The 23,771-nt window shown below is 75.1% G+C and carries 23 protein-coding genes and 1 tRNA gene; 14 read left to right on the forward strand and 10 right to left on the reverse strand.

Annotation, left to right across the window (positions count from 1 at the left end):
* Positions 1–70: 70 nt before the first annotated feature.
* The 3 genes from UXQ13_RS08935 to UXQ13_RS08945 all read right to left on the reverse strand — a co-directional run bounded on the left by UXQ13_RS08935 (position 71) and on the right by UXQ13_RS08945 (position 2,396).
* The gene (locus tag UXQ13_RS08935; RefSeq protein ID WP_225232474.1) at positions 71–367 is read right to left on the reverse strand and encodes a Fe-S cluster assembly protein HesB; all 297 of its coding nucleotides are present in this window, start codon (positions 365–367) and stop codon (positions 71–73) included.
* A 95-nt stretch (positions 368–462) separates the two neighbouring features.
* Positions 463–1,059: a pyridoxamine 5'-phosphate oxidase family protein gene (locus UXQ13_RS08940; protein ID WP_225232473.1), complete on the reverse strand. Its 597-nt coding sequence runs from the start codon at positions 1,057–1,059 to the stop codon at positions 463–465.
* A complete protein-coding gene (locus tag UXQ13_RS08945; protein ID WP_225232472.1) occupies positions 1,056–2,396 on the reverse strand; it encodes an FAD-binding oxidoreductase in 1,341 nt (446 codons plus the stop codon). The genes UXQ13_RS08940 and UXQ13_RS08945 overlap by 4 nt, the downstream gene beginning before the upstream one ends.
* Positions 2,397–2,486: 90 nt before the next feature.
* Here UXQ13_RS08945 and UXQ13_RS08950 point away from each other — a divergent pair, with 90 nt between their 5' ends.
* The 8 genes from UXQ13_RS08950 (at position 2,487) to UXQ13_RS08985 (ending at position 11,495) form a co-directional block, all read left to right on the forward strand.
* Positions 2,487–3,443 carry a PDR/VanB family oxidoreductase gene (locus tag UXQ13_RS08950; RefSeq protein ID WP_336392210.1) on the forward strand — a complete coding sequence of 319 codons (957 nt, stop codon included), beginning with the start codon at positions 2,487–2,489 and terminating at the stop codon, positions 3,441–3,443.
* Complete coding sequence (locus UXQ13_RS08955; protein WP_225232470.1) at positions 3,440–4,453, forward strand: methylenetetrahydrofolate reductase C-terminal domain-containing protein; 1,014 nt, start codon at positions 3,440–3,442, stop codon at positions 4,451–4,453. Before UXQ13_RS08950 ends, UXQ13_RS08955 begins: the two co-directional genes overlap by 4 nt.
* Entirely contained in the window at positions 4,450–5,688 is a 1,239-nt protein-coding gene (locus tag UXQ13_RS08960) for an amidohydrolase family protein (protein ID WP_336392211.1), read from the forward strand. Before UXQ13_RS08955 ends, UXQ13_RS08960 begins: the two co-directional genes overlap by 4 nt.
* A gap of 116 nt (positions 5,689–5,804) precedes the next feature.
* The gene (locus UXQ13_RS08965; protein ID WP_225232468.1) at positions 5,805–6,578 is read left to right on the forward strand and encodes an ABC transporter ATP-binding protein; all 774 of its coding nucleotides are present in this window, start codon (positions 5,805–5,807) and stop codon (positions 6,576–6,578) included.
* Between the two features lie 35 nt (positions 6,579–6,613).
* Entirely contained in the window at positions 6,614–7,483 is an 870-nt protein-coding gene (locus tag UXQ13_RS08970) for an ABC transporter permease (RefSeq protein ID WP_225232467.1), read from the forward strand.
* Positions 7,484–7,598: 115 nt separating this feature from the next.
* A complete protein-coding gene (locus UXQ13_RS08975) occupies positions 7,599–8,774 on the forward strand; it encodes an ABC transporter substrate-binding protein (protein WP_225232466.1) in 1,176 nt (391 codons plus the stop codon).
* A 142-nt stretch (positions 8,775–8,916) separates the two neighbouring features.
* The gene (locus tag UXQ13_RS08980) at positions 8,917–10,089 is read left to right on the forward strand and encodes an LLM class flavin-dependent oxidoreductase (protein ID WP_225232465.1); all 1,173 of its coding nucleotides are present in this window, start codon (positions 8,917–8,919) and stop codon (positions 10,087–10,089) included.
* Positions 10,086–11,495: an amidase family protein gene (locus UXQ13_RS08985; protein WP_336392212.1), complete on the forward strand. Its 1,410-nt coding sequence runs from the start codon at positions 10,086–10,088 to the stop codon at positions 11,493–11,495. The genes UXQ13_RS08980 and UXQ13_RS08985 overlap by 4 nt, the downstream gene beginning before the upstream one ends.
* Here the strand turns inward: UXQ13_RS08985 and UXQ13_RS08990 are convergent.
* From UXQ13_RS08990 to UXQ13_RS09010, 5 genes are all read right to left on the reverse strand, one after another.
* Positions 11,470–12,540, reverse strand: coding sequence for an acetamidase/formamidase family protein (locus UXQ13_RS08990; RefSeq protein WP_225232463.1), 1,071 nt, complete (start codon positions 12,538–12,540; stop codon positions 11,470–11,472). The genes UXQ13_RS08985 and UXQ13_RS08990 overlap by 26 nt on opposite strands.
* Positions 12,537–13,913 carry an amidohydrolase family protein gene (locus UXQ13_RS08995; protein ID WP_225232462.1) on the reverse strand — a complete coding sequence of 459 codons (1,377 nt, stop codon included), beginning with the start codon at positions 13,911–13,913 and terminating at the stop codon, positions 12,537–12,539. The genes UXQ13_RS08990 and UXQ13_RS08995 overlap by 4 nt, the downstream gene beginning before the upstream one ends.
* Positions 13,910–14,992, reverse strand: a complete 1,083-nt coding sequence (locus tag UXQ13_RS09000) for a Rieske 2Fe-2S domain-containing protein (RefSeq protein ID WP_225232461.1) — start codon at positions 14,990–14,992, stop codon at positions 13,910–13,912. Before UXQ13_RS09000 ends, UXQ13_RS08995 begins: the two co-directional genes overlap by 4 nt.
* Positions 14,993–15,077: 85 nt before the next feature.
* On the reverse strand, positions 15,078–15,503 hold the full coding sequence (locus UXQ13_RS09005; RefSeq protein ID WP_336392213.1) for a phytoene desaturase family protein: 426 nt from the start codon (positions 15,501–15,503) through the stop codon (positions 15,078–15,080).
* Positions 15,500–16,639, reverse strand: coding sequence for a phytoene desaturase family protein (locus tag UXQ13_RS09010; protein ID WP_225232459.1), 1,140 nt, complete (start codon positions 16,637–16,639; stop codon positions 15,500–15,502). Before UXQ13_RS09010 ends, UXQ13_RS09005 begins: the two co-directional genes overlap by 4 nt.
* A 128-nt stretch (positions 16,640–16,767) precedes the next feature.
* Between UXQ13_RS09010 and UXQ13_RS09015 the strand changes: the two genes are divergently transcribed.
* Complete coding sequence (locus UXQ13_RS09015) at positions 16,768–17,739, forward strand: isopenicillin N synthase family dioxygenase (protein ID WP_225232458.1); 972 nt, start codon at positions 16,768–16,770, stop codon at positions 17,737–17,739.
* An 81-nt stretch (positions 17,740–17,820) separates the two neighbouring features.
* Here UXQ13_RS09015 and UXQ13_RS09020 read toward each other — a convergent pair whose 3' ends face one another.
* Positions 17,821–19,104 (reverse strand): amidohydrolase family protein, encoded by a 1,284-nt coding sequence (locus UXQ13_RS09020; protein WP_225232457.1) that lies wholly within the window; start codon positions 19,102–19,104, stop codon positions 17,821–17,823.
* A 93-nt stretch (positions 19,105–19,197) separates the two neighbouring features.
* On the opposite strand from UXQ13_RS09020, the gene UXQ13_RS09025 reads away from it, so the two are divergent.
* The 5 genes from UXQ13_RS09025 to UXQ13_RS09045 are packed head-to-tail and all read left to right on the forward strand — an operon-like array spanning position 19,198 to position 23,519.
* The gene (locus UXQ13_RS09025; protein ID WP_225232456.1) at positions 19,198–19,977 is read left to right on the forward strand and encodes a creatininase family protein; all 780 of its coding nucleotides are present in this window, start codon (positions 19,198–19,200) and stop codon (positions 19,975–19,977) included.
* Positions 19,974–20,729, forward strand: a complete 756-nt coding sequence (locus UXQ13_RS09030) for an SDR family NAD(P)-dependent oxidoreductase (RefSeq protein WP_225232455.1) — start codon at positions 19,974–19,976, stop codon at positions 20,727–20,729. Before UXQ13_RS09025 ends, UXQ13_RS09030 begins: the two co-directional genes overlap by 4 nt.
* A 17-nt stretch (positions 20,730–20,746) precedes the next feature.
* Positions 20,747–21,466 carry a cysteine hydrolase family protein gene (locus UXQ13_RS09035; protein ID WP_225232454.1) on the forward strand — a complete coding sequence of 240 codons (720 nt, stop codon included), beginning with the start codon at positions 20,747–20,749 and terminating at the stop codon, positions 21,464–21,466.
* Between the two features lie 8 nt (positions 21,467–21,474).
* Positions 21,475–21,912: a cupin domain-containing protein gene (locus UXQ13_RS09040; protein ID WP_225232453.1), complete on the forward strand. Its 438-nt coding sequence runs from the start codon at positions 21,475–21,477 to the stop codon at positions 21,910–21,912.
* Entirely contained in the window at positions 21,909–23,519 is a 1,611-nt protein-coding gene (locus tag UXQ13_RS09045; protein WP_225232452.1) for an AtzH-like domain-containing protein, read from the forward strand. Before UXQ13_RS09040 ends, UXQ13_RS09045 begins: the two co-directional genes overlap by 4 nt.
* 4 nt (positions 23,520–23,523) lie before the next feature.
* Here UXQ13_RS09045 and UXQ13_RS09050 read toward each other — a convergent pair.
* Positions 23,524–23,599: transfer RNA gene (locus tag UXQ13_RS09050), tRNA-Arg, on the reverse strand.
* Positions 23,600–23,771: the final 172 nt, after the last annotated feature.

Here is a 23,771-nt window from a genome sequence, read left to right on the forward strand (position 1 = left end):
TACTGACCAGCGGTGTTGCGACGACCCCTGGAATCCGCCGGGTGGGTGCGGGGCCGTCGTCGTCCCGGGGTCAGGCCTGCTCGGTGATCCCGAACTGCAGGTTGCCCTCGCCGTCGGCGGCGGCGTCCAGCGTCTTGTCGGCCAGTACGGCGGCGGCCTGGTCGTCGAGGAAGACCCGGGCGCCCCTGCCGTCGGGGTCCTGGGCCTCGACCACCTGGTCGGCGGCCTCGGGGCCACCGGTGATGGCCAGCTCCAGGGCGGGGCCGGTGGGGTCGTCGCTGATCCGCAGGCCGGCCTCGGCGGGGGCCTGCACCCCGTCGACCAGGGTGCGGATGGCGGTGGCGGCGTTCTCGGTCAGGGTGAGCACGGGAGTCGTCCTCTCGTCGTCCGGTCCGGTGGGCAGCCGTCGACCATGCCGGGCGAGCCCCCGGGGCGTCAAACGGGCCGGCCGGCCGGCCAGCGTCAACCGGCGAGGTACCGGTGCTGCCAGCCGTCCCCGGCCCGGGTGTAGCGCACCCGGCGGCTGGCGGTGTCCGCGCCGCCGGCCCAGAAGGTGAGCTCGGCCGGGCGCAACCGGTAGCCCACCCAGGAGGGCGCGGGCTGCGCGGCGGCGTCGTCCCGCACGTCGACGGCCCAGCCCCGGCGGCGGCCGGCGAGGTCCAGGCCGGCGAGGTCGTCGGTGTTGAGCCAGGCCAGCCGGCGCAGGTGGTCCGAGCGGGCCGCCCAGGCGCGGGCCAGCGCGTCGGCGTCCTCGACGACCACGTCGCCGCGCACCACCAGCTGCCGGGTGAACCCCGGCCAGAGCACCGTCATGCTCGCCCGCGGGACGGCGGCCAGCTGCGCCACCTTGCGGCTGCCGCGGGAGGTGTGGAAGGCGAACCCGCTCGCGTCGAACGCCGACAGCAGCACCGTCCGGGCGTCCGGGCCGCCGTCCTCGCCGACGGTGGACAGCACCACCTGCGGCCGGTCGGGGTCGGCGTCGGCGGGCAGCCAGCTGCGCGCCAGGTCCAGCGGGTCCGCCGGCGGGTCGCCGTCGGCGTGCAGGTCGAACGGCGTCACCGCACCGCGCCCTTGGTGGGGCCGCCGTAGTCGGGGTTGAGCTTGCCGGGGTTCAGCAGGCCGCGGGGGTCGGTGCGCCGGGCGGTCTCCACGGTGCGCTGGAGCTGGAAGTCCACGTTCCACTGGTGCGGGTCGTGCACCCCGACACCGAGGGCGTTGAGCTCCAGGATCCCGGCGGCCACCTGCTCGGGGCTGCGGTAGACCCCGGCGAGCATCCCGATCGGGCCGGAGTGGCCGACCTCGTTGTGCAGCAGGCCGCCCTCGAAGACCGCGTGCACCTCGTCGACCCGGTCGATCAGCGCCTCGCCGCCGACCTCGAGGTGGAAGTACACGCCGGGGGCGGACTTCTGCAGCCACTCGATCGGGTGGTTGTAGCTCAGCACGCTCAGCGACAGGGGCACCTGCGGCCCCTCGCGGACGTCCTCGAGACGCCCGCCGGCGGCCTCGACGAGCTCGGTCGCCGCGCCCACCGTGCCGGCCTCCAGGATGCCGCGGACGCTGGCCCGGCCGGCCGGGAAGGCGGGGTCCTCGGGCAGCGCGGCGGTGATCTCCGGGGTGTCCGCCGAGATCAGCCGCGGGGTCGGCGAGAGCGCCCCTAGCGCCCGCAGCACCGACTGCGCACCGCGGAAGTCGGGGAAGCTCGCGTAGAACCCGCGCCACTCCTGCAGCGGCTCCAGCCGCACCGTGGCCCGGGCGATGATCCCGGCGGTGCCGTAGTTGTGCACGAAGTGCTGGGCCTCCTCGCCCTCGACGTGCACCAGCTCGCCGGACCCGTCGGCGAGGACGACGTCCAGCGCGGCCACGAAGCCGGCGTCGTTGGTGCCGTGCACGATGCTGCCGGTGCCCCCGGACCCGCCGGCGAGGAAGCCGCCCAGCGAGGACTGCACGGTCGAGGGGTACATCCACAGCTGCTGGCCGGTGGCCTGCGCGGCCCGCTCGCAGGTCACCATCGGCGTCCCCGCCTCGGCGGTGAGCAGCCCGTCGGTGACCTCGACGACCGCGCGGGCCCGGGACAGGTCGAGCACCAGCCCGCCGGCCATCGGGATGCCCTGGCCGTAGTTGCCGGTGCCCTTGCCCCGCGGGGTGATCGGCACGCCGTGCCGGACGGCGGCCGCGACGGCCTGGCCGGCCAGCTCGGCGCTGGTCGGGAAGGCCACCAGCTCGGCGACGCCCAGCGGGAGCAGCTCGCTGATGATCGGGCTCATCCGGGCGCCGTCGACGGAGACGCGCTCGCGCACGCGCAGCTCGCTGCTGACGTTGCGCTCGCCGAGCAGCGCGGTCAGCTCGGACTCCAGGGCGGCGACGGCGGTCGGGGACGCAGGCGCAGTGACGGTCACGCTGCCGATGGGAACCCACCCCGGTTACGTCCGTGTGACCCTTCTGCGTCAACGGTCCACCGCCGTCGGGGGTGTGTGCAGAATCCGCCGGTGAGCTTCTTCTCCGACGTCGAGCGCGACCTCGTCGTGGCCGCCCGGACCCCGCTGGCCGACGGCGTGCTGGGGCTGGACCTGGTGTCCCACAACGGCCGTGACCTGCCTGCCTGGACCCCCGGGTCGCACCTGGACGTGGTGGTGCGGCCGGGCCTGGAGCGCCAGTACTCGCTGTGCGGCGACCCGGCCGACCGGTCCACCTGGCGGATCGCCGTGCTCCGCGAGGACGCCGGTGGCGGCTCGGTGGCGCTGCACGACGAGGTCGAGGTGGGCCAGCGGCTGCGGGTCCGCGGGCCGCGCAACCACTTCGTCTTCGAGGTCACCCCGGGCACCCGGTACCACTTCGTCGCCGGCGGGATCGGCATCACGCCGCTGCGCGCGATGGTGGGTGCCGCGGACGCCGCCGGGGCCGACTGGGTGCTGGACTACGCCGGGCGCTCGCGGACGACGATGGCCTTCGCCGGCGACCTGGCCGCCGCCCACCCCGACCGGGTGCGGCTGCACGTCGCCGACGAGGGCGGCCGGCTGGACGTCGCCGGGGTGGGCCTGCCGGACGGGACCGCGCTCTACGCCTGCGGCCCCACCCGCCTGCTCGACGCGCTGGAGACCGCGGCGTCGTCCTGGCCGGCCGGGGCGCTGCACGTCGAGCGGTTCGAGGCCAAGGAGTTCGGGGCGCCGGTGTGGCCGGACCCCTTCGAGGTCGAGCTGGCGCTGACCGGGACGACGGTCACCGTCGAGCCCGGCGTCTCGGTGCTGGACGCCGTGGCCGCCGCCGGGGTCGACGTCCTCTCCTCGTGCCGGGTGGGCACCTGCGGCACCTGCGAGACCCCGGTGCTGGAGGGCGCGGTGGAGCACCGCGACTCCGTGCTCAGCCCCGGCGAGCAGGCCGAGGACACCGCGATGATGGTCTGCGTCTCCCGCGCGGCCGGCCCCCGGCTGGTGCTCGACCTGTGACGGCCCCGCCGCGTCCCGACCTGCAGTGCCCGAAGTCGATGACCCACGGGCCGTGCGGCGGGGTGGGCGAGGACGGCAGCTGCGAGGTGGCGCCGGTGCCGTGCGCGTTCCTGCCGCTGCCCACCGTCGCCTGGGCCGGGCCGACCGCGGTGCGGACGACGCCCGAGCCCCGGCTGCTGGCCCTCATGCGCCAGCGACCGGTCGTGGTCGCCGACCTGCCCGCGGTCGCGCTGGACCGCGGCTCGCTGCAGCGGGCCGCGGACACCGTCGTCGGCACGGTGGACGCCGTCCTGCTCGGGGACCACGGCGGTGCCCGCGTGCAGTTCTCCCCGACCTACCGGGCCTCGCTGGTGCAGGCCCGCGGGCTGCCGGTGTGGCAGGGGCTCAACTGCCGGGACCGCAACCGGGTCGCGCTGGAGGGCGAGCTCGCCGGCCTGGCCGACCTCGACGTGGGCGCGGTGCACTGCGTGACCGGGGACCACACCGCCACCGGTGACCGACCCGACGCCCAGCCCGTCTTCGACCTGGACTCCACCCAGCTCGCCGCGGCCGCCCGGGCCGCCGGGCTGCTGGTGTCGGTGGGGGAGACCCCGCACGGACCGCCCGCGGAGCGCCGTCCGCACCGGCTGGTGGAGAAGGTCCGGGCCGGGGCCGACGTCTGCTTCGTCAACCACGCCGGCTCGGTGCAGGCACTGCGCGCCTTCGTCGAGCAGGCCACCGACGCCGGGGCCGACGTCCCGTTCGTCGCCTGCGTGGCGGTCGCCACCGACCCGGGCTCGGCCGCGCAGCTGCGCCGGTTCACCGGGCTGCGCCTGCCCGAGGGCTACCTCGCCGGCATCGAGTCCGCCCGCGACCCGCGCCGGGCCGGCATCGCCGCCGCGGTCGCGCTGGCGCAGGCCTACCTGTCGGTGCCGGGGGTGCGCGGCGTCGACCTGTCCGGCGTCCCCTCGCCCGGCACCGAGCTGACCACCGCCACCGCCCTGGCCGAGATCGGGAGAGCACTGTCGTGAGCCTGTTCCTGCAGTCCGTCACCACCCTGGACGGCGACCTGGTCGACGTCCGCGCCGACGCCGTCGTCACCGACGTGGCACCCGCCGGCACCCTCGCCGTCCGCCCGGACGACGAGGTGCACGACCTGACCGGGCACCACCTGCTGCCGGCGCCGGCCGAGCCGCACGCGCACCTGGACAAGGCGCTCACCAGCCACCGCGCCCCCAACCGGACCGGGGACCTGGCCGGGGCGATCGAGGCCATCCGGGCGATCGCCGCGGCCTTCACCCACGAGGACCTGGTCGACCGGGCCACCCGCGCCGCGCACGAGTACCTGGCCAACGGGACGACGGCGATCCGCACCCACGCCGACGTCGGCGCGCACTCGGGCACCCGGCACGTCCGGGCCCTGCTGGAGGTGCGCGACGCGCTGGCCGGGCTGGTGGACATCCAGGTGGTCGCCCTGGCCAGCGCGCCGTGGGGGCCCGGGGAGGCCGAGGAGAACGCCCGGCTGCTGGAGGAGGCCGTCGACCTCGGCGTCGACCTGGTCGGCGGGGCGCCGCACATGTGGGCCGACCGGTCGGCCGGGCTGGAGCTGTCCTTCGGGGTCGCCGCCCGCCGCGGCCTGCCGCTGGACCTGCACACCGACGAGACGCTGGACCCGACCGCCCAGGGCCTGCTGCACCTGGCCCAGCGCGTGCGGGCGACCGGGTTCGCGCACGGCGCCACCGCCAGCCACTGCGTCTCCCTGGGGGTGCACCCGCTGGAGGTCGCCCGGGCCACCGCCACCGAGGTCGCCGCGGCCGGCGTCGGCGTCGTCGCGCTGCCGCAGACCAACCTGTACCTGCAGGGCCGGGGGTCCACGGTGGCCACCCCGCGCGGGCTGACCGCCGTCCGGGCGCTGCTGGACGCCGGGGCGACCCTCGCCGCCGGCGGGGACAACCTGCGCGACCCGTTCAACCCGATGGGCCGGGCCGACGCCTGCGAGGCGGCGTCGCTGCTGGTGACGTCGGGCCACCTGTCGACCCGGGAGGCCTGGCACGCGGTGAGCGCCGGGGCCCGACGCTGCATGGGCCTGCCGGTGCCCGCGGCCGTCGTCGGGGCGGCCGCGGACTTCCTCGCCGTCGAGGCGGAGAGCCTGGACGCCGCCGTGGCCGGGGCGGGGACGGCCCGCGTCGTGGTGTCCCGCGGGCGGGTGGTGGCCAGCTCGTCGGTGCGCCGGGTGCTGCCGGGGAGGGCTGTGTCCCAGTCGTGACCACTCGGTCGACTCCGTTCACCGACGGCACACGCAACGGAAACAGACCCAGCCCATGGTGGCGTCATCGCCCGGTACCGCCGGGCGCACCGACCCCGACCGCACCGGAGGTGCCCGTGAGCGCTCCCGCGCCCACCGCCCCGCCCGCCGCCACCGGCACCACCGTCCTGGACTTCACCGACGTCGCCCGGCAGTTCCCGGACGGCACGGTCGCCCTCGAGGGCGTGGACCTGACCATCCAGCGCGGCGAGTTCGTCACCGTCGTCGGCCCCTCGGGCTGCGGCAAGAGCACGCTGCTGCGGATCGCCTCCGGCCTGGACGCCGCGTCCGCCGGCACCGCGCGGATCGACGCGAAGCGGATCGGCTACGTGTTCCAGGACGCCACGCTGCTGCCCTGGCGCAGCGTGAAGAAGAACGTGGAGCTGCTCGCCGAACTGCACGGCATGAGCAAGACGGCGACCAACCAGGCGGCGCTGGACGCCATCGAGCTGGTCGGCCTGCGGGGGCACGAGAAGAAGCTGCCCCGGGCGCTGTCGGGCGGCATGAAGATGCGCGCCTCGCTGGCCCGCTCGCTCACCCTGGACCCCGACCTCTTCCTCTTCGACGAGCCGTTCGGGGCGCTGGACGAGATCACCCGCGAGCGCCTCAACGACGAGCTCCTCCGGCTCTTCGTGACCAAGGGCTTCGGCGCGCTGTTCATCACGCACTCGGTCTCCGAGGCGGTCTACATGTCGACCCGGGTGCTGGTCATGTCCGGCCGGCCCGGCCACATCGTGGACTCCTTCGAGGTGCCCTTCGGCCCCGACCGGACGCCGGAGCTCCGGTTCACCCCGGAGTTCGCCAAGCTCGCCGGCGAGGTCTCCCACGCGCTGCGGGAGGGCCACTCGTGACCGCCGTCCAGAACCCGCCGACCGAGGAGGCCCTCGTGAGCACGACCCTGGAGAGCCCGACCGAGGCGCCCGTGGCCGCCGGCGCGACGCCCGCTCCGCTGGTCCGCCGCCGCCGGGGCAAGAAGCTGACCGGCTACCTGCTGCCGGTCGCGGTCTTCGCCGCGCTGATCGGCGTCTGGTACGCCATCACCTACCTGATCCTGGACCCGGGCCGGCGCTTCCTGATGCCGGCACCGCACACGCTGATCACCGAGGCGCTGCTCGACCCGGTCATCACCGACAAGGTCTGGCCGGCCCTGGGCCGCTCGATCGTGGTCACCTTCACCGGGCTGGCCATCGCCATCGTGATCGGCATGCTCTGGGCGATCGCGATGAGCCAGAGCAAGGCGGTGGAGGCCTCCCTCTACCCCTACGCCGTGGCGCTGCAGTGCATCCCGATCCTGGCCCTGGTCCCGCTGATCGGCTTCTGGTTCGACTTCGGGTTCACCTCGCGGGTGATCGTCTGCGTGATGATCGCGCTGTTCCCGATCGTCTCGAACACGCTGTTCGGCATCCAGTCCGTCGACCGCGGGCACCACGAGCTGTTCACCCTGCACAAGGCCGGCCGCATCACCCGCCTGGTCAAGCTGCAGCTGCCCGCCGCCATGCCGGCCATCTTCGCCGGCTTCCGGATCTCCGCCGGGCTCTCGGTCGTCGGCGCGATCGTCGGCGACCTGTTCTTCAAGCAGGGCGAACCGGGCCTGGGGATCCTGCTGTCGAACTTCAGCTCCCGGCTCCAGGGCGCCCCGCTGTTCTTCACCATCGTGGTCACCGCCGCCCTGGGCTTCGCGGTCTTCTTCCTCTTCGGCTGGCTGGCCAAGCTCGCCGTCGGCAGCTGGTACGACCAGTCCCGCGACGCGAGCTGAGCTCCCGCACCACCCCCCCCGAACCGCACCACCCCGGAGCCGGCCTCACCGCCGGCCCCGGGCCACCGGCACCCCGAGCCTGAGGTGCCGGCCCCACCCCTCCCTAGGAGCACGTGTGCGCATCACCCGGAGCACCACGGCCCTCGCGGCCACGGCCCTGCTCGCCCTGTCCCTCGCCGCCTGCGGCAGCGACGACGGCGACGCGGCCGCGGCCGGTCCCTCCGGCGAGGTCGGCAGCAACGACCTGGCCGCCGCGGGCTGCCCGAGCAACATCGTCGTGCAGACCGACTGGAACCCCGAGGCCGAGCACGGCGGGCTCTACGAGTCCCTCGGCGACGACTACGTCGTCGACGCCGGCAGCAAGTCGGTGAGCGGCACGCTGATCGACAGCGCGGGCGAGAGCACCGGCGTCACGCTGGAGATCCGGGCCGGCGGCCCGGCCATCGGGTTCCAGACGGTGACCTCGCAGATGTACGCCGACACCGACATCGACCTGGGCTACATCGCCACCGACGAGGCCATCCAGCTCTCGGACACCCAGCCCACCACCGCGGTGCTGGCACCGCTGGAGATCTCGCCCACGATGATCATGTGGGACCCCTCGACCTACCCCGACGTGCAGTCCATCGCCGACCTCGGCGACGCCGGGACCACCGTCCGGTACTTCGAGGGCTCGGCGTACATGGCCTACCTGACCGGGGCCGGCGTGCTCTCGGCCGACCAGGTCGACGGCTCCTACGACGGCACGCCCTCGGGCTTCGTCGCCGCCGCCGGCGAGGTCGCCCAGCAGGGCTTCGCCTCGGCCGAGCCCTACATCTACAAGAACGAGGTCGACGCCTGGGGCAAGGACGTGGACTTCCAGCTCGTCTACGACGCCGGCTTCCAGCCCTACCAGTCCTCGATCTCGGTGCGCTCCGAGGACCTGGACGGGATGTCGGACTGCCTGACCGCCCTGGTGCCGATCATGCAGCAGGCCGACGTCGACTACCTGGCCGACCCCGACCGCGCGACCTCGATCATCCTGGACCTAGTGGAGCAGTACGACACGGGCTGGGTCTACTCCCAGGGCGTGGCCGACTACTCCGTCGAGACCCAGAAGGACCTGGGCCTGGTCGGCAACGGTCCCGACGACACCCACGGCAACTTCGACACCGACCGGGTCGACACGCTCATCGAGCAGACGACGCCGATCTTCACCGAGCAGGGCACGCCCCCGCTGGACGGGCTGACCGCCGACGACCTGGTGACCAACCAGTTCATCGACGACTCGATCGGCGTCCCCGCCAGCTGACCCCCGGGTCACCGCAGCGCCCGCCCTCCCGTCCACCGACGGGGCGGCGGGCGCTGCCGCGTCCGGGCGCGTCCCACTGCTGCAGCGGACCGGCAACCCGGCGGAAAAGGGGGCGAAACGCGGCGGCCGGACGATGGCCGGCATGCGGATCGACACGAACCTCCTCGGCGCGGTGGCCATGCCCGACGCCGGTCTCGCCGGGCCGCCGGCGACCGCACGCCGGTACGGGCGCGCGGACGTCGCGGCGGCGTACGAGGACTTCGTGGCCCTCGCCGAGGCGGGGGACCGGCTCGGGTACGACACGATGTGGTGGACCGAGCACCATTTCCAGCACGAGGGCTACGAGGTCGTCGGCAACCAGATCCTGCTGGGCCTGTGGTGCGCCGCCCGGACCCGCCGGATGCGCTACGGCCAGATGTTCAACATCGTCCCGCAGTGGAACCCGCTGCGGCTGGCCGAGGACTTCGCCACCGCCGACCTGCTCACCGGCGGCCGGATGCGCTTCGGCGTCGGCCGCGGCACGGTGCCCCGGGAGATGCAGACCCTGGGCGCGACCATCGAGAGCAACGACAACGGCATGGACACCGGCGCCGAGCAGCGCAACCGCGAGGTGTTCGCCGAGGCGATGGAGGTCATCCGGCTGGCCTGGGCGCAGGACCGCTTCGCCCACTCGGGCAAGCACTTCACGCTGCCCCCGACCGGCATCCCCGACCGCGGCGGCGTGGTCACCGACCTGACCCTGGTGCCCAACGTGCTGCGGCCGGTGGAGGTGTACCAGGCGTGCACCTCGCCGGCGACGGTGCGCTACGTCGCCGAGCAGGGGCACACCGGCGTCTACGCCTGGCAGTCGCCGGACACGATGGCCCGCCGCTGGGCCGAGCACGCCGCGTACGCCGAGGCCGCCGGCCGCACCCTGGCGCCGGGGGAGGAGCGGATGCTCGTGCTGCACGTCTGCGTCGGCCGCACCCGCGAGGAGGCGATGGCCGCGGCCCGCCCGAACCACGAGGAGAACGTCAAGCTGCTGGCCCCCTACGGCCGGTACAACAGCTACGACCTGCCCGAGGGCTGGACGTCGAAGCCGGTGGACTTCGCGCCCACGCTGGAGGAGTCGGTGCGGCAGCGGATCTGGGCGGTCGGCACGGCCGACGACGTCGCCGAGGTCATCGACGAGTACCGGCAGAAGCTGGGGATGACGACGATCTCGGTCGCCGTCGACGGCCCGGGCACCACCCGGGAGAGCGTCGAGGAGCAGCTGACGCTCGTGGCCGAGGAGGTCGCGCCGCGGCTCGGCGTCACCATGGCCGGCCCGGCGTGACCGCGACCGTCCCCGACACCCTCGCCGACGGGACGGCGATGCTGGCCGCCCTGGCCGCCGGCGAGGTGTCGGCGGTCGAGCTGACCCGCGCCCACCTGGACGCGATCGCCGGCCCGGGCGCGGTGCTCAACGCCGTGGTCGTGGTGGACGCCGAGGGCGCGCTGGCCGCGGCCGCGCAGGTCGACGCCGACCGGGCCGCCGGCCGGCCGGTGGGCCCGTTGGCCGGGCTGCCGATCACCGTCAAGGACTCCGTCGACGCCCGCGGGCTGCCCTCCTCGCACGGTCGGGCGGTGGACCGCCGGGTCGCGACCGCCGACGCACCGGCGGTCCGCCGGCTGCGGGACGCCGGGTGCGTGGTCCTCGGCAAGACCAACGTGCCGGTCTGGCTGGCCAGCATGCACACCGAGAACGAGCTGTTCGGCGCCACGCTCAACCCGTGGGACACCACCCGCTCCAGCGGCGGCTCCAGCGGCGGTGCCTCGGCGGCGGTGGCCGCCGGGCTGGCGGTGGCCGACCTGGGCAGCGACCTGGCCGGTTCGCTGCGGGTGCCGGCCGCCTGGTGCGGCCTGTTCGGGCACCGGCCCAGCAACGGGGTGGTCTCCAAGCTGGGCAACCTGCCCTGGCCGGACGGCGGCCTGCTCGAGCCCATGGTCTCGGCGATCGGACCGTTCACCCGGTCGGCCGCGGACACCGAGCTGTTCACCGAGGTGCTGATGGGCGCCGAGGGCCTGGAGGCCGTGGGCTGGCAGCTGCGGCTGCCGCCGTCCCGGGTCACGGCCCTGGCCGGCACCCGCGTCGCGGTGTGGACCGACGACCCCGCCTGCCCGGTCGACCCCGAGGTGCGGACGACGATCCGCGGCCTCGCCGACCGGCTGGCCGACGCCGGTGCCCGGGTCACCGAGCTGGTCGTGCCGCCGGTCGGCGGGGCCGAGGACCTGGCGCTGTACCAGCGGCTGCAGGCGGCGGAGGTCGTGCACGGCTTCTCCGCCGCTGACCTCGCGGACGCCCCCGAGCAGTACCACCAGACGGTATGGGCGGCGCTGCGCGACCTGGAGGCCCAGCGGGCGGCGACCGCGCGGTGGGCCGAGGTGTTCGGCGGGGTGGACGTCGTCCTGTGCCCGGCGGTGTCCCGGACGGCGACCGTCTACACGCCCGACCGGCACGCGCCGGAGCTGGTCGAGGTCGACGGCCGCCGGCTGCCGATCGACACGGTCTGCGACTGGGCCCGGCTGTCCAGCCTGGGTCGGCTGCCGGCCACCGTCGTCCCGCTGGGGCCCGGTGCCGACAGCGGGCTGCCGGTCGGGGCGCAGCTGCTGGGTGCCTACCTGGAGGACCGGACCCCGCTCGCCGTCGCCCGCCTCTCCGAGCAGGCCGGGCTGGTCAGCTTCCGAAGTCCGCTTTCCTGATGGTGGCGTGCACGCCCTTGACCACGTCGACGACCTGGCTGATCCGGAAGTCGGTGGCCGCCGACAGGTAGGCGTAGGCCAGCGAGGGGTCCATCCCGAACCGGGCCTGCAGCAGCGCCACGGCGGCCCGCACGCAGGCGGCCACCGCCAGGTCGAGGTCCTCGTCGAGCCCGGTCGGCACCAGGTGCTCGGTGGTCTCGGCCAGCGGACCGACCAGCTCGCCGAACCGGGTCAGCGCGTCCTCGCGCGGCACGACGTCGAACCGGACGGTGGCCCGCAGGCTCGCCTCCATCGCGGTCAGCGACACCTCGCCGTCGCCCTGTGCGAAGTGCGGATCACCGACGTAGGCCAGCGCGCCGTCGACCTGGACCGGCAGGTACAGCGTGCTGCCGGTGGTCAGCAGCGCGATGTCCAGGTTGCCGCCGTGCCGTCCCGGCGGCACCGAGTGCGGTCGCACCGACCCGGGGACGGCGACGCCCATGATCCCCAGGAACGGCCGCAGCGGGAACCGCACGGTGGCCGGTGCGCCGGGGGTCAGCGGCAGCAGCCCGTGCCCGCCGTCGTCCGAGACCGCGGCGAACGCGCTGAACACCGGAGCGCCGCCGAGCGGGTGCTCCCCGGCCAACGCCCCCTTGCCGTGCCGGTTGGAGATGACGCCGTAGGGCACCCGGGGCGTGGTGTCGAGCACCGTCATCGCGAGCAGGTCGCCGACCCGGGCGCCGTGCACCGCGACCGGGCGGCTGACCACGTGCGGGCCGTCCACGCCGAACCGGTGCGGGTGCGCGCTGGCGGCCAGGGCGACGGCGTCGTCCAGGACCTCGGTGACCCCGTGCCGGCCGAAGAAGGTGGCCGGGTCGCGGCCCTGGTCCTCCAGGATGCCCTCGTGGCTGACCGTGTCGAGGGTGACCGCCGTGCCGGGCTCGACGGTCAGCGCCGGTTCGTCGGTCGCGCACGGCAGGCGGCCCCACAGCACGTTGTCCGGGGTGGAGGGCAGGTAGGTCGCCGCGGCGACCGGACCGGACCCGGGCTGCAGCGCCGGCCTCACCCGGCTGCGACCTCGGCGGCCAGCCGGGCCATCCGCTCGTGCACCTGGTCGACGACCTCGTCGGCCTGCGGGTCGGTCAGCTCCGCGCCGTCGGCGACCATGCGGCCACCGACCCACACCGACCGCAGGTTCCTCAGCGAGCACGCCAGCACGTAGGTGCCCACGGCGTCCCAGACCGGCCCGGTGTCCGGACGGCGCGGGTCGACGACGCAGAAGTCGGCGAACCGGCCCACCCGCAGCGAGCCGACGTCGCCGTCCACGCCCAGGGCCTCGGCGCCGCCGCGGGTGTGCATCATCAGCACGTCGGCGACCGGGGCGGCCAGCGGGTCCTTGTACTGCGCGCGCAGCATCGCGATGCCGGTCCGCATGTTGTTCCACGGGTCGGCGACGTCGGTGCACGACTGGTCGTCCAGGCCCATGCCGACCCGCATGCCGGCCGCCCGCAGCTCGGGGATCGAGGCCACGCCGCTGGCCAGCCGGCCGTTGCTCATCGGCTGCCAGCTCATCCCGCAGCCCCCGGCCGCGGCGGCGGCGATGATCTCCGGCGTCGTCTGGATGAAGTGGCCGAACACCAGCTGCGGGGTCAGCGCCCCGGCCTCGGCGTACCAGGCGAACTTGGACCGCTGCAGGTCCAGCATCTCGGCGGTCTCCAGGAAGTGCGCCTGGTTGACCAGCCCGTACCGCCGCATCACCTCGACCTCCAGGGCCGCGGTGTCCGGGGTCGGCGCCCACTGCACCGCACCGCTGACCGCCACGCCGAGCAGCAGCGAGGGGTCGGCGTCCGCCGCGGCCGCGACGGTGTCCTCCACGTGCGCCAGGGCGTCGGCCCGCGGGACGTCGCCCTGGGCCAGCATCACCGAGTGCAGGCTGCGCAGGCCGGCGTCCAGCTTGGCCCGCAGCTGGGCCTCCTGCCGGGCCAGCGAGGGGATCCGGTCGCCGAAGCTGGCGATGGTCTTGTCGAACTGCAGGCCGCCGTCGGTGAAGTCGTAGGCGGTGGTGATGCCGTTGCGCAGGAAGTCCTGGGCGCCGTGCCGGGTGGACCAGTACATGTCCTCGGGCGTGGCCGGCATGACGTAGCGCAGCATCGCCTCGATCCAGCCGTACAGCGTCTCGTCCATGCCCAGGCCGCGGCTGCCCGAGGTGAACAGGTGGCTGTGGGCGCTGACGAACCCGGGTCCGACGAGCGTGCCGGTGGCGTCGAGGACCTGGTCGGCGGCGGCGAGCTGATCGGCGGTCGGCGTCCCCTCCTCGACGGCGGTCAGCCGGCCGTCGGCGCCGACGGCGAACCAGCCGACGAACGGGGCCGGCCGGTCGGGGTCGACGGTGAGCAGGGTGGCGCCGTGCACGAGCAGGGCGGTGGTCGGGCTGGTCATGCGGGGTCTCCCGGGGTCCACTGGCCGGTGACCAGTTCGGTGTACATGCGGCGCAGCAGCAGGCTGTTCTTGTCCGCCTTGGCGTGCGCGTTGAGGTGCTGGGCCAGCGGGAACCCGTCGGGCAGCCGGTCCAGCAGGGTCTTGTCCTCCAGCTCGACCTGGTGGTCGAAGGCACGGATGTCGGCGGCCGGGCGGTCGGCCTCGGTGTCGGTGCGCAGCACCACCTGGTGGATCACGCAGCTGCGGTCGTCGACCGGGGTGATGGCCTTGAGCATCACGTGCCCGAGCCCGTCGGGGTACCGGATCAGCAGGTGCATGGAGAAGGGCAGGTGCACCTGGCTCCAGGTGTGCCGCACCGTCGCGCCGGTCTCGCCCGGCCGGCCCTCGACCGGGACGTCGGTCCAGGTGATCAGCCCGTACGGGGTGCGCGCCACGTTCTGGTCGGTGAGCTCGGGGTTGTCCGGGTTGCCGAAGGAGTTCATGTGCACGAACGCCACGTGCCCGGGGTCGATGTTGTTCTCCACCAGGTGCATGGCGGTGCAGTCGAAGTCCCAGGACCCCTCGGGCACCCGCCGCCAGGCCGGGTCGTCCCACTCGGGCACCGCGGGGACGTCGGTGATCGGGCCGCCCTCGTCGGGTCCGGCCAGGCAGACCCAGACCAGGCCGTAGCGCTCGGTGCTGGCGACCATCGTGAGCCCGGACTTGGTGGGGTGCGGGGAGTCGGGGAACTGCGGGATCCGCCGGGTCGTGCCGTCGGCGTCCCACTCCCAGCCGTGGTAGGCGCAGACCAGGCGGCAGTCGGCCACCCAGCCCATCGACAGCGGGGCGTCCCGGTGCGCGCAGCGGTCGTGCGCCACGCTGACCGGCCCGGCCGGGTCGGGGCGCCACACCACGAGGTCGGTGCCGAGCACCTTGCGGTGCAGTGGGGCGGCGCCCCGTCGACCGGGTTCGGGCTCGGTGGTGACGTCGTCCACGGCGCACACCGCGTACCAGAACCGCCGGAAGACGGGGTGCTCGGACAGCACCAGGTGGTCGGGGCCGACGTGCCGGGTGGTGCGGGGTTCCTGCAAGGCGGTCATGGTCGTCCTGCTCGTGGCTGCGGGCCGCTCGCGCCGATCGCGCGGCCCCGGGGCCACCGTGCCGCCCGCGGGTTGCGGGGTCGTTTCAGGCCCGTTGCGCGTCCGCGAGGACGACGGCTGCCGCGTTGCGGCCCGACGCACCCCAGACCCCGGCACCGGGGAACGTGCCGGCGCCGGTGAGGAACAGCCCGCGCACCGGCGTCGCGTACCGGGTCAGCTCCCGGTCCCGGCCGACCAGGGCGGCCAGCGGTCCGCCGGAGAAGGACGGCGCCCACCCCCGCGGCATGCCCAGGTCGCGCTCGTAGTCCTCCGGGGTCACCACCCGCCAGCGCCGGACCCCGCCGGCGAACCCGGGCCCGACCTGGGCGGCCAGCAGGTCCAGCCAGCGCTGCGGCTCGGCCGAGCCCGCCCAGCCACCCGGCACGGCGTACGGCGTCCAGAGCACCTCCAGCGACAGCAGGTGGTCCGCGCCGACCCGCATCGTCGGGTCCAGCACCGACGGAGTGTTCACCAGCGCCATCGGCCGCGGTGCGACCACGCCGGTCGGCAGCGCGGCGTGCGCGGCCTCGACCGCGGCCAGGGACGGCGCGATCGTCGTCGTGGGCACGTGCGGGTCGAACGGCCCGACCCGCTCCTGCAGCCGCTGCACCTGCGGCAGCACCGGCAGGGTGCCGACGACGGCGTCGAGCTTGGACTCGTACCCGTCGGGCTGCCGATGCGCGGTCCACCGGGCGACCATCGACCCGGCGCCGGCGGGTGGGTGCGGCCCGAGCCAGTCCACGACCGTGGTCCGCGGGTCGACCGAGCTGACCACGACGTCGGCGGGCACCTCCTCGCCGTCGGACAGCAGGACCCCGCGGATCCGCGGCCGTCCACCAGCACCCGGGCGACCCGGGCGCCGGTGCGCACCCGGCCGCCCGCCGCCTCCAGCGCGGCCTGCAGCGCCGCGGGGAGCGCGCCGGACCCGCCGACCGGGCGACCGATGCCGACCAGGTGCCGCATCGCGATGCCGGTCGCGCCGAGGCCGGTGCCCGGGGTGGACGGCGCCACGCCCCACACGGCCGGCCCGGTGGTGAACGCCCCGGCGACCAGGAACGGGTCGGTGAGGTAGCGGCCCAGGACGTCGGCGACGCTGCGGCGGGACCAGTCCAGCAGGCGGGGGAGCGCCAGCGCCTTCCGGTCGGCGAGCTTCCGCAGCACCCGGCCGGGCGTCGGCGGCGTGGCGGTCAGCTCGACGAGCAGCCGGGCGACCGGGGTGGCGTCGGCCAGGTAGCGCCGGTAGCCGTCGACCTGGGTCGGGTGGGTGACCGCGAGGGCGGCCAGGGTGCGCTCGACATCGCGGAACTGGACGAACGCCGGGCCGGCCGCGTCGTCCCAGCCGACGTGCAGGGCCTGCGGGTCGACGTCGAGGTAGCGCAGCCCGTGCGCGGCCAGGTCCAGCTCGTCGGCGATGGCCGTCGTCCGCACCATCGTGTGGTCGCAGTTGCAGATGTTGACCCGGGCGCCGTCCAGCGCGTCGACGGTGGCCGCGCAGCCGCCGGTCGCCGACCCGGCCTCCAGCACGGTCACGTCGAGGCCGGCCCGGGCCAGGTAGGCCGCGCAGACCAGTCCGTTGTGCCCGCCCCCGACCACCACCACGCGCGTCATGCCCGGACTGTCCGTGCTGGGCGTGACGGAGGTGTTACGCCCGGCGCACCCGCCGGAAACGACCGCGGGCCACGCTGGTGGACCTCCCCGTCGGCCACCCTGTCGTCGGGTCCGAGGAAGGCACCACCATGCAGATCCCCGTCGTCGACGTCGCCCCCGCCCTGTCCGGGGGCGACCCCACCGCCGTCGTCGCGCAGCTCCGGCACGCGCTCACCGAGGTCGGCTTCCTCCAGGTCGTCGGGCATGGCCTGGACCCCGCCCTGGTCGACGCCGCCTACGCCGCGATGGACCAGATAGCCGCGCTGCCCGACGCCGAGCGCCGCGCGCTGGTCCGCCCCCGGGCCGGCTCCCGCGGGCTGTTCGAGGAGGTCGACGACCGCGGCCGGGTGCTCAACCGGGCACTCCAGTTCATCACCTACGACGACCTGGCCGCGGCCGAGGCCGACGACGCCGTGGGCGGTCACCCCGACTACTTCGTGCCCAACGTGTGGCCCGAGCAGCTGTCGGGCTTCCGGACCACCTGGAAGGCCTACGGGGACGCCGCCCGCACGGTGGCCCGCGAGCTCATGGGCCTGTTCGCACTGGCCCTGGACCTGCCGCGGGACTTCTTCGAGGAGCCCTTCAGCAAGGACGTCACGCTGTTCAGCGTCAACCTGTACCCGCCCCAGCCGGTGGACGAGGACTACTTCGAGGACGTGATCCTCAACCCGCACGCCGACTCCGGCGGGCTGACCGTGCTGCACCAGCGCGGCACCTACGAGGGCCTGCAGGTGCGGGAGGCCGGCGGCGGGTGGGTCACCGTGCCGCTGCGCGAGGACGCGTTCGTCATCAACATCGGCCACCTGATGTCCCGGTGGACCAACGGCCGGTTCCCCGCCACCGTGCACCGGGTCGTCGCCGGGCCGGACACCTCGGCGGAGCGGCAGTCGATCGCCATGTTCTTCCTGCCGAACGTGGACCAGGTCGTGTCGCCGGTGCCGACCACGGTGGGCGCGGAGGGTCCGCGGTTCGCCCCGATCAGCGCCTACGACTGGCAGCAGCAGTTCATGCGGGAGGTCGTGCTGGTCAACACCTACGCCGAGCCCGAGCCGGTGGCCTGACGCGTCCACCACCCCGGCATGGGAGCCCATGCACCCGGTTGTGGGCCCCGGGGGTGGGTGCATGGGTTCCCGTGCCGGGGGTCAGCGGCGGCGGGCGGCCAGCAGCGTGGTCAGCGCGCGGACGACGCCGGACTCCTCGCGGGTGACCAGCCGGCCGTCCCGGACCACCACCCGGCCACCGGCCACCACGTGCTTCGGGCGCCGTCCGGGCGACGCCCACAGCAGGCCGGCGACCGGGTCGGCGACGCCGGCGTCGGCGACCCCGGTGACGTCCCAGCACACCAGGTCCGCCCGCGCGCCGACGTCCAGGCGACCCAGGTCCGGCCGGCCCAGCCCGTCGGCGGACCCGGTGGTCGCCCAGCCGAGCACCTCCCGCGCGGTCACCGGTCGGCCCACCAGCGGGGCGACCTGCATCGCCAGCCGGGCGTCGGCCAGCAGGTGCCCGGCGTCGTTGGACCCGCCGCCGCTGGTGCCCAGCCCGACCACCACCCCGGCGTCGGCCAGCTCGGCCATCGGCGCGATGCCCCACCCCATCGGCAGGTCGCAGCCCGGGGCATGGGTGGCGGTCACCCCGGACCCGGTGACCAGGGCGACCTCGGCCGGGGTCAGCTCGCACAGGTGGGCCAGCGTGACGTCGGGGGCCAGCCAGCCCCACTCGTCCAGCAGCTCCAGCGGACGGCGGCCGTACCGCTCCACCGCGATCGCCACGTCGACCTGCTCGTTGGCCTGGGTGCGCCGGCGCAGGCCACGGGCGGCGGCGACCTCGGCCATCAGCGCGAACGTCTCGGGGGAGTCCGAGTGCACGCCGGCCGGGCCGACGGCGACCTGCAGCACGCCGTCGTCGGTCACCCCGCCGTGCGGCACCAGGGCCGCGGCGATCGCGTCGGCGGAGGCGGCCGCGGTGGCCGCGTCGTCCCGGGCGCTGCCGCGGACGAACACCACCCGGGCACCGAGCTCGCGGGCGGCGGTCGCCGTGGCCGAGGCGATGCCCACCCCGCCGTCGGTCAGCGTCGGCCAGGTCAGGTGGTGGTCGGCGACGGTGGTCACGCCGCACAGCAGCGCCTCGGCCAGCCCGGCCGACGCCGCGGCGTGCGCCAGCTCGGCGTCTACCCCGACCGCTCCGTAGGCGGCGGCCATCGTCGGCAGCCACTGCGCCATCGGCACGCCCCGGGTGCCCGGCAGCGTCCGGAACGCCGTCTGCAGCAGGTGGTGGTGGGCGTTGACCAGACCCGGGGTGACCACGCAGCCCGACGCGTCGAGCACCTCGCCGCCGGACGCCGTCCCTAACCTGCCGTCGTCCGCGCAGGTGATGTCCCCGGTCCCGGCCCGGCCCAGCACGGCCACGGCACCCCGCACGGTCAGCATGCGACGACCCTCGCAGCTGTGTGTTCCGGCCAGGTGACGGCTGGAACGCGGCCGTCACCGGCGCGCAACGAGCCGCCCCTAGCGTCCCGGCTCGTGACCGCCCGACTGCTCACCGAGCTCTCCGCCCCCGCCATCGCCGACGCCCTCGGCCCGGACTCGGTGCTGGTGCTGCCGACCGGCGCGATCGAGCAGCACGGTCCGCACCTGCCGGTCGCCACCGACCTGATCACCGCGAAGAGCATGGCCGAGCTGGCGGTCGCCGAGTTCGGCGAGGAGCTGGACCTCTGGCTGCTGCCGCCGCTGGCCTACACCAAGAGCAACGAGCACCACTGGAGCTGCGGCACCTTCTGGCTGTCGGCGCAGACGCTGCTCAGCGTGCTGCACGACCTGGGCGCCTCGATGACCAAGACCCCGGCCCGCCGGCTGGCCTTCCTCAACGGGCACGGCGGCAACTCCGCGCTGCTCCAGGTCGCCGCCCGGGACCTGCGGATCGCCCACGGCCTGCGCACCTTCACCCTGCACCCGTCGCTGCCCGCCGACCACGGCGGCAAGAGCCCGAAGAGCGAGCTCGGCCTGGGCATCCACGGCGGCCACGAGGAGACCTCGCTGATGCTGCACCTGCGCCCCGAGCTGGTGGACATGGACAAGGCGCAGCGCTGGGTGCCCGAGCAGCTCACCGAGTACCGGCACGTGCGATTCGGCGGCTCGGTGAGCTTCGGCTGGACGTCGGACGACTTCGGCCCGGACGGCGTGATCGGTGACGCGAGCACCGCTACCGCCGAGCACGGGAAGGAGAAGGCCGAGGCGATGCTGGCCTACCTCGGCGAGGCGTTCGCGGAGGTCGCGTCCTTCGACCCCGGTCCCCGCGCGTGAGGCTCGCCGGCAAGCGGGTCGTCGTCACCGGCGGGGCCCGCGGGATCGGCGCGGCGATGGTGCGCACCTTCGCCGCCGAGGGTGCGGTCGTCGCGGTGCTGGACCGGCTGGCCGAGGAGGCCGGCAAGCTCGCCGCCGAGGTCGGCGGGCACGCCGTCGAGGTCGACCTGGCCGACGTGGCGGCGACCCGGCAGGCCACCACGACGGCGATCGACGCCCTCGGCGGGATCGACGTGCTGGTCAACAACGCCGGCATCCTGCGCTTCGCCTCGCTGCTGGACCTGGAGCCGCACGAGTGGGACGAGGTCTTCGCCGTCAACGTCCGCGCGATGCTGGTGACCACCCAGGTCGCGGTCACCGCGATGGTCGCCCAGCGGGCACCGTCCTTCCCGGGCGAGGTGGTCGGCAAGGTGGTCAACACCGCCTCGATGGGCGGCAAGGCCGGCGGCGCCGGGCAGGCGCACTACGCCGCGTCCAAGGCCGCCGTCATCGGCCTGACCCGGGCCACCGCCGAGGAGCTGGGTCCCCTGGGCATCACCGCGACCTGCCTGTGCCCGGGGTACGTGCTCACCGAGATGGGCGCCGGCACCCGGACGGCGGCCGACGTCGCCCGGTGGGCCACCAAGTCACCGCTGGGTCGGCTCGGCGAACCGGAGGACGTCGCCCGGGTCGCGCTGTTCCTGGCGTCGTCGGACTCCGACTACCTGACCGGCGACGCGCTCAACGTGGCCGGCGGGATGGTGACCCACTGACCCGCAACGCCTGGGGGTTGTCCCGGGACGCCGTCGACCTGCGCCGCCCGGTGCTCGAGCCGCGCCCGGTCGAGGTGGCCGCGCTGCCGCAGCAGCTGACCCTGGACCTGTCCCGGACCGCCGTCGTGGCGGTCGACCTGCAGAACGACTTCTGCCACCCCGACGGCTGGCTGGCCTCGATCGGCGTCGACGTCTCCGGGGCGGCCGGGCCGATCGGTGCGCTGGCCGCGACGCTGCCGGCGCTGCGGGCGGCCGGGGTCCCCGTGGTCTGGGTGACCTGGGGCAACCGGCCCGACCGGGCGAACCTGCCGCCGGGCGTGCGGCACGTCTACGACCCCGACGGCGCCTCCACCGGCATCGGCGACCCGCTGCCCGGTGGCTCGCACGTCCTCGAGCTGGGCTCGTGGTCGGCGGGGCTGGTCGACGAGCTCGTGCCCGAGCCGGCCGACCTGCAGGTCGCCAAGTACCGGATGAGCGGCTTCCCGGACACCCCGCTGGACTCGGTGCTGCGCAACCTGCGGGTGGACACCCTCCTGTTCGCCGGGGTGAACACCGACCAGTGCGTGCTGGCCACGCTCACCGACGCCGCGAACCTCGGTTACGACGTCGTCCTGGTGGAGGACCTCTGCGGCACGACCTCACCCGACTTCTGCACCGCCGCGACGCTCTACAACGTGCGGCAGTGCTTCGGCTTCACCACCACCTCGGCCGAGCTGCTCGCCGGCCTGCACCCCTAGGAGGACCCGTGGCCCTGGCCCCCGTCGTCAAGTCCCTGGCCGACATCACCCCGCACTACATCGGGGACAACCGCACCGTCCGGCTGGCCGTGCTGTCCGGCCCCGCCGACGGTTCGGGCACCACCGTGGTGCTGGAGATCTGGGAGCCCGGCGGTTCCCAGCCGGACAACTCGCACGAGGAGTCGACCGAGACGTTCGTGGTGCTGCGCGGCACGGCGCGGGCGCACAGCGACGAGCACGTCGCGGACCTCGGCCCCGGTGACGTCATCGTGCTGCCGGCGACCTCGGTGCACCACATCGTGAACTCCTCGGTCACCGAGCGGCTCTACACGCTGACCGTGATGGAGAACGACGGCGGCTTCGCCGACCTGATCCTCACCGGCCCGGAGGCGTTCCTGGACGCCGCGGACGCCGCGGTGCTCGGCACCGTCCTGACCGCGGCGTGACCCTCGCCGACGTCGGGGGCTGGGAGGTCGAGGACGAGGTCCGGGCCGCGGTCGCCCGGTACGAGGCCGCGCTGGCCGCCGACGACCTCGCCGAGCTCGACGCGCTGTTCGCCCCGGGGAGCACGACGCTGCGGGCCGACGCCGGGGAAGTGGTCGTCTCCCACGCCGCGATCAGCGACTTCCGGCGGGGCCGCGGCGGCGCACCGGCCCGCACGGTGACCGCGCTGCACGTGATCGTGCACACCGCGGGGCTGGCCACCGCGGTCGCGGAGACGCTGCGCCCGGACGGCACCCGCGGTCTGCAGACCCAGGTGTGGGAGCAGGGGGCCGCGGGCTGGCAGGTCCGGGTGGCGCACGTCAGCTCGGGCGCCGCGCCCTCCGCGCCCGCGCCCTCGACCCGGACGGCGGCCGACGCCGCGCTGGAGCGGGCCGACCCGGCGACCTGGCGGGTGGTGGGCTCGCCGCTGGTGGCCCCGACCTCGACCGGTCCGCTGGACGGGGTCTCGGTCGCGGTCAAGGACCTGCTGGACGTCGCCGGGCACCCGGTCGGCGCCGGCAACCCGGTGCGGTTGGCCCAGGCCGAGCCCTCCGCGGCGCACGCCCCGGTGCTGGCGCAGCTGCTGGCCGCCGGGGCGCACGTGCGGGGCATCGCGCGGACCGACGAGCTGGCCTACAGCCTGTCGGGCACCAACGTGCACCACGGCAGCCCGGCCAACCCGTGGGGCGCCGGGCTGGTGGTCGGCGGGTCCACCAACGGACCGGCGTCCGCGGTCGCCCGGGGGACGGCAGACCTCGGCCTGGGCACGGACACCGCCGGGTCCATCCGGGTGCCGGCGTCCTACTGCGGGCTGCACGGGCTGCGGCCCACCCACGGTGTGCTCCCGCTGGACGGCGTGCTGCCGCTGGCACCGGCCTTCGACACGGTGGGCTGGCTGACCCGGGACGCCGGCCTGCTCCACCGGGTGGCGTCGGCCCTGCTGCCGGGGTCCGCCCCGATCACCTCGCTGGTGCTGGCCACGGACCTGGTGGCGCTGGCGGACCCGGCGGTGGCTACGGCGCTGACCGCTGCTGCTGGCGATCTGGCCGCCGTCTCAGGGCTGTCCATGACGCGCGAGGACCTGCTGACGCCGGAGGAGCACGAGCGGTGGTTCACCGCGTTCCGGACGGTGCAGGGCGCGCAGGCGTGGGCGGCGCACGGGGCGTGGATCCAGGCCAACCCGGGGGTGCTGGGGCCGGGGATCGCGCAGCGGTTCGCCGACGGGTCCCTGGTCTCGCCGGACGCGCTGGCCGAGGCGACCGCGGTGCTCGCCGCCGGCCGGGCCGCACTGCGGGCCCGGGTGGGGGAGGGGACGGCGGTGCTGCTGCCGCCGGCCAGCTCGACCGCGCCGCCGGTGTCCGCGCCGGCCGAGCGGAAGGCGGTCTACCGGGCGGCGACGCTGCGGCTGACCTGCCTGGCCGGGGTCGGCGGGCTGCCCTCGGCGGTGGCCCCGGCGGCGCTGGTCGACGGGTTGCCGGTCGGGCTGGCGGCGCTGGGCGCCCCGGGCGCCGACAGCGCGCTCACCGGGCTGCTGGCCGGGTGGGACCGGCGGCTCGCCCCGCCCGCCTGAGCTCTGGTGCGCCCGGCAGGAATCGAACCTGCGACCAAGGGATTAGAAGGCCCCTGCTCTATCCGCTGAGCTACGGGCGCTCGGCGGCGCCGATCATCCCATCCGCCGTAGCCGGTGCGGGCGCGACGTGCTCCCCGCCGTCCACATCCGGGGTGCCCGTCCACAGATGGATCGGGTCCGGCCCAGGGAGGCCCGTCCGGACCCAGGGTCGTGGGCAGCCGGCGGCCGTCGCCGGTGACACCTCCCGGAGGA

Origin of the sequence: Klenkia terrae (assembly GCF_037083865.1) — a bacterium.
GTDB classification, from domain to species: domain Bacteria; phylum Actinomycetota; class Actinomycetes; order Mycobacteriales; family Geodermatophilaceae; genus Klenkia; species Klenkia terrae.